This window comes from Streptomyces sp. MBT53 (assembly GCF_016654115.1).
Taxonomy (GTDB): Bacteria; Actinomycetota; Actinomycetes; order Streptomycetales; family Streptomycetaceae; genus Streptomyces.
Genome location: NZ_JAEQAZ010000362.1, coordinates 1 through 7,200, shown reverse-complemented (window position 1 = coordinate 7,200; position 7,200 = coordinate 1). Strand labels below are relative to the sequence as shown.

At 69.5% G+C, this 7,200-nt stretch carries 5 protein-coding genes and 1 pseudogene; 1 reads left to right on the top strand and 5 read right to left on the bottom strand.

Translation table 11 applies throughout. The annotated features are described in order from the left end of the window. Nucleotides 1–106: 106 nt before the first annotated feature. On the top strand, nt 107–526 hold the full coding sequence (locus JHN45_RS50875; RefSeq protein WP_201056271.1) for a RidA family protein: 420 nt from the start codon (nt 107–109) through the stop codon (nt 524–526). 46 nt (nt 527–572) lie between these two features. Here the strand turns inward: JHN45_RS50875 and JHN45_RS50870 are convergent, their stop codons facing one another. The 5 genes and pseudogenes from JHN45_RS50870 to JHN45_RS50850 form a co-directional block, all read right to left on the bottom strand. After that, nucleotides 573–3,326 carry a bifunctional YncE family protein/alkaline phosphatase family protein gene (locus JHN45_RS50870; RefSeq protein ID WP_201056270.1) on the bottom strand — a complete coding sequence of 918 codons (2,754 nt, stop codon included), beginning with the start codon at nt 3,324–3,326 and terminating at the stop codon, nt 573–575. 13 nt (nt 3,327–3,339) lie between these two features. Further along, nucleotides 3,340–4,649, bottom strand: a pseudogene (locus JHN45_RS50865) (ABC transporter permease). Then, nucleotides 4,646–5,584 carry an ABC transporter ATP-binding protein gene (locus JHN45_RS50860; RefSeq protein ID WP_201056269.1) on the bottom strand — a complete coding sequence of 313 codons (939 nt, stop codon included), beginning with the start codon at nt 5,582–5,584 and terminating at the stop codon, nt 4,646–4,648. The pseudogene JHN45_RS50865 and the gene JHN45_RS50860 overlap by 4 nt, the downstream one beginning before the upstream one ends. A 148-nt stretch (nt 5,585–5,732) precedes the next feature. Then, the gene (locus JHN45_RS50855; RefSeq protein ID WP_201056268.1) at nt 5,733–6,578 is read right to left on the bottom strand and encodes a DMT family transporter; all 846 of its coding nucleotides are present in this window, start codon (nt 6,576–6,578) and stop codon (nt 5,733–5,735) included. Beyond that, nucleotides 6,575–7,096: a YbaK/EbsC family protein gene (locus tag JHN45_RS50850; RefSeq protein ID WP_201056267.1), complete on the bottom strand. Its 522-nt coding sequence runs from the start codon at nt 7,094–7,096 to the stop codon at nt 6,575–6,577. Before JHN45_RS50850 ends, JHN45_RS50855 begins: the two co-directional genes overlap by 4 nt. Between the last annotated feature and the right edge of the window lie 104 nt (nt 7,097–7,200).

Genomic DNA, 7,200 nt, shown 5'->3' with positions numbered 1-7,200 from the left:
GGGTGCTGCGCCGTTGGGGCTGGGCGCGCAGTTCCCCGCGCCCCTAAAACTGGCCCTTCGGGCCGTTTTAACGGAATGGGCGGAGTGCTCAGGAGGTTGCCCGTCCATGACGCCCAAGAACGACAGCGCTGACGCCCGCACGATCACCAACCCGCCCGCGCTTCACGACCCCACCCCCTTCGGGTACAGCCATGCCGTGTCGGCGCCCGGTGAACTTGTCTTTATCGGCGGGCAGTACGCGTCCGACGAGACGGGTGCGCCTGTGGTGGGGGACTTCGCGGCTCAGGTGGACGTGGCCTTTGCGCGACTCCGGTCGGCGCTGGAGGGAGTGGGGCTCGGGTTCGAGCACGTGGTGCGGCTGGGGACGTTCGTCGTCGAGCACGACCTCGTCAAGCTGGAGACCCTGGGCAAGGCGCTGCACGCGCACTTCGGTGACCGGCTGCCGGCCCAGACGCTGAGCGGGGTCGCCTCGCTCGCGCTGCCCGGGATGCTGTTCGAGGTGGACGCGGTGGCGGTACGCCCCTGACCGGCGGTGACGCCGGTCAGGGACCGTTGACGGGCCGGGGCTCCGCTCAGCCGTCGGACTCCGGCGACGGGAGGTACGCGCCTGGGACCTCGTCCGGCGTGTAGAGCTTTTTGTCGCCGGGGTAGGGCTTGGTCCAGTTGTGGGTCTGGTACCAGGTGTAGCGGTTCATCTGGGTGGGGTTGGCGTAGTCGGGGACCGCGTGGGGGCCCGTGAGGCGCTGGTGGGACGCCCAGGTCTTCCACTCCGCCGCGAGTGTTTTCTCGGCCGGGGGGACCGCGACCGTTGTCGGTGCGGCCAGGGCGTTCTTGTCCTGGGCCGCCGGGGTGTCCGAGCCGCAGGACGGCTGGGGGCTCACGCCCAGGGTGAGCGAGGTGCGGTTCGGGACCGCCGTGAACGGGGTGTTGTCGGGCTTGTTCGTGAAGGCGCCGTACATGGGGGTGGCCGCGCTGTCGAGCTGGTTCATCGGGTGGATGCCGAGGATCTGCTCGATCGTGCGGACCATGGTGATCTGTGAGTAGTAGTGGGCGTCGACCGTGGCGTGGTTGGCGTAGGGGCTGATCACCTGGACCGGGGCGCGGTGGCCGTCGACGTGGTCGAGGCCTGCCTGGGAGTCGTCCTCCACGACGAAGATCGCCGAGTCCTTCCAGTACTTGCTGTGCGTGATCTTGTCGACCATGCGGCCGACCGCGAGGTCGTTGTCGGCGACCTCGGCGGCGGCGTTGGCCGGGCCGCCGGTGTGGTCGTTGGAGAACCAGAACATGTTCAGGTTCGCGGGACCGCTCTTGTCGAAGTCCTGCTGCCAGATCTGCTCTTTGTAGATGTCCGGGACGTCGAGGTCGAACAGCGGGAAGCCCTGCACCGACACGTCGTTGAGGGAGGGGATCGCCGAACCCGTCTTGATGGGGTAGGCGGTCTGGGCGCCGGTGGCGGCCATGTTCTTGCTGTCGCAGTACAGGTTCTGCCAGGTCGCGCCGGAGGGTTTCGTCTCCAGCGACTGGAACTCGCCGAAGTCCTTGACCGACTTGCCGGCCGCCTGCGCGCCGGTCCAGATGAACCCGGACTTCTGGTGGCCCAGGACGTCGTTCTCGGTGTCGTAGCTGCGCGTGTACTCGCCGGCCGAGGACTCGGTGTACTCCGGGTTGTCCGACTGCATCAGCCAGTTGTGGCCCTCGGCGGAGTTGGTGCCGATGTCGTAGAAGTTGTCGTAGAGCCCGAACTGCTCGGCCAGCGCGTGCTGGTTGGGCGTCACGTTCTCGCCGAACTGGGTGAGCGAGGCGTTGCCGTCGCCCTGCGGGAGGTCGCCGAAGACCTGGTCGTAGGTGCGGTTCTCCTTGACGAGCAGGAAGACGTGCTTGATCGTCGAGGGGTCGCCGAGGCGGGCGGGAACCGGGATCGCCTTCGCGCGGCTCTTGCCCTTGGTCGTGGTGACCGAGCCGGGCGTCCAGCCGTTCTGCTTGAAGACCTTGGCCGTCTGGGACCTGACGGTCTGGTCGCTGGGCAGCGTGAACTGCGTGAGGCTCGACGTCGTGTCGTGCGTGTTGTGGCCGGCGGCGTCGGGGCGGAGCGCGTCCACGCCCCGGGTGTTGGCGACCACGACCTGCTTGCCGTCGGCCGTGATGCCCGAGGGGAAGTAGTCGGTGGGGAGCAGGCCGACGTAACGGGCGGGCTGCTGCGGGGAGTTGTAGCGGTAGACGGCGACCGCGTTGGCGCGGCCGAGCGTGACCAGCAGCCGGCCGTCGTCGGTGAGCGTCACCGCGTTCGGCTCGTAGCCGACGGACGCCTCCGGCCACGGCTGGGTGGCGATCGTCTGGACGACCTTGCCCTTGCGGGTGTCGATGACCGACACGCTGTTGTCGGCGGTGTTGGTGACGAACACCGCGCCCTTCTTGGCGTACACGGCGGTCGGGTGCAGTCCTACGGCGATGGTGCCCACGGCGGCGGACGGGTCCGCGGTGTCGATGACGCTGACCGTGCCGGTGGTGCTGGCGCCCGTCTTCGGGTTCGCCGGGACGTCGGTGCCGTAGGAGTTGATGGTGGTGTCGCCGGGCTTCGCCGGGCGCCCGCCCTCGTTGCTGACGTACAACGTGCCGCCGACCAGGGCGATTCCGCGCGGGGCGGTGCCAACTGACCAGGTTTGGTTGATGGTTCCGGTCGCCGCGTCGATGGCGACCACCTTGTTCTGGCCGTTGACCGCCGAGTAGACGGTGGAGCCGTCGGGGGAGAAGACGGCCGCGCCGACCAGTGCCTGCTTGGCGCCGTCGGCCGGGATCGGGACGGCGGTGGGGCTCGCGAGGGTGCCGTCGGCGTTGACGGTGAACTTGGTGTAGCCGCCTGCCTGGCCGAGCCACAGCTGCTTGCCGTCCGGCGAGTAGGTCGGGCCCTCCTGGCCGACCGCGCCGCTGCTGATGCGCAGGTCGTCCGCCGTGCTGGTGCCGATCTTCTGCTTGATCTGCCCGGTGGCCAGGTCCATGACCACCAACGAGGCGTCGCCGTCGGCGATCGAGGCGGCGAAGTGGGTGCCGTCCGGGCTGACCGTGGACGACATGATCTTGCCGTCGTTGATGACGGTGCGGCTGCCGTACGGCTTGATGTACTGGTCGCTGGAGATGACCTGGCCGTTGGCCGTGGTCTGGCCGACCTGCTGGGTGCCGAACTGGTATGTCGAGGCGACCGCCGTGCCCGTGACACCGAGGGCGACGGCGATACCCGTCGTCACCAGCAGTGCCCGGCGGCCGACGTGTCTGCCGAAGAGGTTGACCTGTTTCTTCTCACTGATCCGACGCTGGCGGATTACCTGCACGGAACTGTTCCCTTCACTGGGTGTCGAGCAGCTCGACGTTGCCGTCGAACTGCCACAGCGGATTCGGGGCGTCACCGGTCGAAGTCCGCACCAGGAAGTAGCCGTTGACTTCCTTGGGACCGTCGCCGTCCGCCACGAACCGCCCGTCCGAGGTGATGTCGAGCTGGTAGATCGCCGACCCCGTGACCGCGACCCCGGGGAGATGCCAGCTCACGACGCAGCGCCAGTCGTTGCCCGCGCCCTCCTGGGCGGCCTGGCCGTCGCTCTTGGTACAGGCCGCCGAGGTCCGGAGCTGGGCCTCGGTGACGGCGGGCCGGTGCAGTTGCTGGGTCTGTTGGCGGTAGAGATGGCCGAAGACGGTGGCGAGGGACTTCTGCACCTTCTCCTGCTCGATCCCCGAGCCCGTCGACGGTGTCGCCACGGCGACCGCCCCCACGGTGACGGCGGTCAGCGCGGCCAGCGGCAGCACGCCGAAGGTGAACGCGCGGCGCCCGGAGCCGTCGTAGGCCGGGTTGGTGAAGTCCCGCCGTACGAAGAGGAGATGGGCGAAGACGGGGTGAGCTGGGCCGGGCTGGTGAACAGGCCGTTCCAGGCGATGAAGGCGTAGCCGGGGAGGGCGAGGCGCACGGCGACGGGCAGCGGCAGCATCTGGGCGACCTGCATCGCGAGGGCGACGAGGACGGGCAACAGCAGTCCCATCGAGGACCGGCCCAGCGCGACCGAGCCGAGGAGGCCGATCGCGGCGAGGGCGAGCGTCGGGGCGAGGGCGGAGAGCCAGGCGAGCAGGACCCGGCCGGCCGCGTCCCCGGGCGACAGCAGGTGGCCGTCGAGGCCGACCAGTGGCTGGTTGCCCACGGCCAGGAGGCCGCCGACCGTGCTGGAGACGACCAGTCCCGCCACCAATGCCAGGATGACGGTGACGCTGGCCAGCGCCTTCGCCGCGAAGATCCGCGCGGGCGAACGGACCGCCACCAGCAGATGCCGCCAGGTGCCGAGCCGGTCCTCCGCCGCGAACACGTCGCCCGCGACGAGCGAGGTGAGGAGGGGGAGAGCCCAACTGCCCGCGAAACCCAGCATGACCAGCGGTCCGGCCCATCCCGTGGCGTGCATCCAGCGGCCGAAGAGGGTGTCGGAGGGGAGGGTGCTCTGTCCGCTCACTCCGGCTACGAAGAGCGCGGGAGCGATCCAACAGGCGAGGACCAGCAGTCGGATCCGCCATTGCGAGACGAGCTTGACGAGTTCGAAGCGGTAGCCGCAGGCCACGGAGACGCGGGGGGCCGCGGCGGTGTGTTCGGCAACTGCGGTCGCGGTTGCGGTGGTCATCGGCCCGTCTCCTGATCGGTGAGCGCGAGGAACGCGGCCTCCAACGGCGATACCACGGGGGCGAGTTCGCGGACCGCGACGCCCGACCGGACGAGTCCCGCCACCAGTTCGTCGAGGGCGGGGGTGAGCGCGCGGACGATGAGTACTTCGGTGTCCTGTCGTATGCCCGCGTCGTCGACGATGTGGATGCCGGCTGTGTCTGCGGCGAGCACGCGCGCGGCCTGTGCGTCGGACGTCCGCAATCTGTAGTCGAGTTCACGGCTCTCGGCGGCGAGTTTGCTCAACGGGCCGGAGAACACCACCCGTCCGGTGGCGAGGATGGTGACCTCCGAGCACAGCGCCTCCAGGTCGTCCATGCGGTGGCTGGAGAGCACCACGGCTGTTCCGTCGGCGGCGAGTCTGCTGAGCACCCTGTGCACATGTCTCTTGCCCGCCGGATCAAGGCCGTTGGACGGTTCGTCGAGCACGAGCAGCCGGGGTCTGGTGAGCAGTGCGGCGGCGAGGCCGAGCCGTTGGCGCATGCCGAGTGAGAAGCCTCGGGTCCGGTCGTCGGCGACATCGGTGAGGCCGACCTGGTCGAGTACGTCGTCGATGCCCGACGTCCGTGCGTCGCCGCCGCGCAGTGCGGCCAGCGCGGCGAGGTTCTGCCGGGCGGTGAGGGAGGGGTAGAGGCCGGGGCCGTCCACGAAACCGGCCACGCCGTCGGGGGCGGCGAACGCCCGTCCGACCTGCCGGCCGAGGATCTCCAGGCGCCCGCTGTCGGCGACGGCCAGCCCCAGCAGCAGACCGAGCAAGGTGGTCTTGCCCGCGCCGTTCGGCCCGACCAGACCATGGATCTGGCCCTGCGTCACATCCAGATCTACGGCGTCGAGCGCGACGACCTCGCCGAAGCACTTGGTGATCGCGCCCGCCCGGACCGCGTGGAGTGTCTCCATGAGCCCCTTCTCTCCTGAATCCTCAGGGAACCTAGGGGCACCACACATCACACACACAGGCGGCCGTCTGAACGCCCATGGAACGGATCGTCAAGTCGTCGGCAAGCCGGGTGAAGGAACGGTCAACCCGAACGGTCAGCCCGAACGGTCAACCCGCGCGCAGCATCAGCCCGATCCCGGCCACCAGCAGCACGGCGGCGGCGATCCGGGGCGCCCCGAACCGCTCCTTGAAGAAGACCGCTCCGATGGCCGCGCCGACGATGATCGACGACTCGCGCAGGGCGGCGATGGGGGCGAGTTCCGCGCGGGTCTGGGCCCAGAGGACGAGTCCGTACGCCAGCACGGACAGGGCGGCGCCGAGGAAGCCTACGGCGGCGAACGGGCGTAGCTGCGTGAGGAGTTGACCGCGTCGGAGGTAGAGCGTGTAGGCCGGGATCATCCAGCCCTCCGCCGCCATCAGCCAGGCGATGTAGCCGAGTGACGATCCCGAGGCGCGTACCCCGAGTCCGTCCACGACGGTGTACGCGGCGATCGACAGCCCCGTCGCCAACGCGGCACCGATCGCCGCCCAGTTGGGCCGCCGTCCGCGCATCCCCCACAGTGCGACGCCGGTCAGGCCCGTGCACGAGAGTGCGATGCCGGCCGCCGCCCAGCCGTCGGGCACCTCGTGCGCGAAGACGGCGGCGAAGGCGGTGACGACGAGGGGTGCGGTGCCGCGCGCGATCGGGTAGGCCTGACCGAAGTCTCCGAGCCTGAACGACTTCATCAGGAGGAGTGTGTAGGCGAGATGGATGAGGGCGGAGGTCAATAGGTAGGGCCACGCGGCGGCCTTTGGGATGGCCGTGAACGGTACGAGGGCGAGTCCGATGAGCGTCCCGCCGCCTGTGATGAGCGTGAAGCCCAGCAGTTTGTCGGTGATCTGGTGCGCGAGGGCGTTCCAGCAGGCGTGGGTGACGGCGGCGAGCAGGACGGCGGCTGCGACCAGTGGGGTCACGGGGTCTGCTCGCGCACGTCCACCAAGGTGGCACCGGCGTACGCGACGAGTTCCTTGGGTTCCATGGGAAACACGGCGTGCGGGTTGCCTGCGGCGGCCCACACGACGTCGTGCGCGAGCAGTGAACGATCGGCGAGTACGCGGGTTTTCGTACGGTGTCCGAAGGGCGGGACGCCTCCGATGGCGTAGCCGGTCGTCTCGCGTACGACGTCTGCCTTGGCCCGGGTTACTTTCTCGGCGCCGAGTTCGTCACGGACCCGTTCCAGGTCGACGCGTGAGGCTCCGTCCATCAGCACCAGTACGTGTACGCCGTCCGCCGCGAAGATCAGGGACTTGCAGATCTCGCTCAGCTCGCAGCCGATCGCGGCGGCGGCCTCTGCGGCGGTGCGGGTCGCGTCCGGGAAGCGGCGGATGCCGGTGAGGAGGTCCCCGAGTCCCAACTCCCTTACCGCTTCGGCGAAACGGGGGTTGGCGCCGGAGTCTGGGGCCTGGGGGGTTTCGCTGCCGTTCGTGGTCATGTACTGCACGCTAGCGGGGGGTGTACTGGGCCTGCGAGTGAGTTCTTGCCGTGGGGCCGCCGGGGCGTGCCGGTCCCTCGCGTCGGCTCAGCGGCCAACCCTGA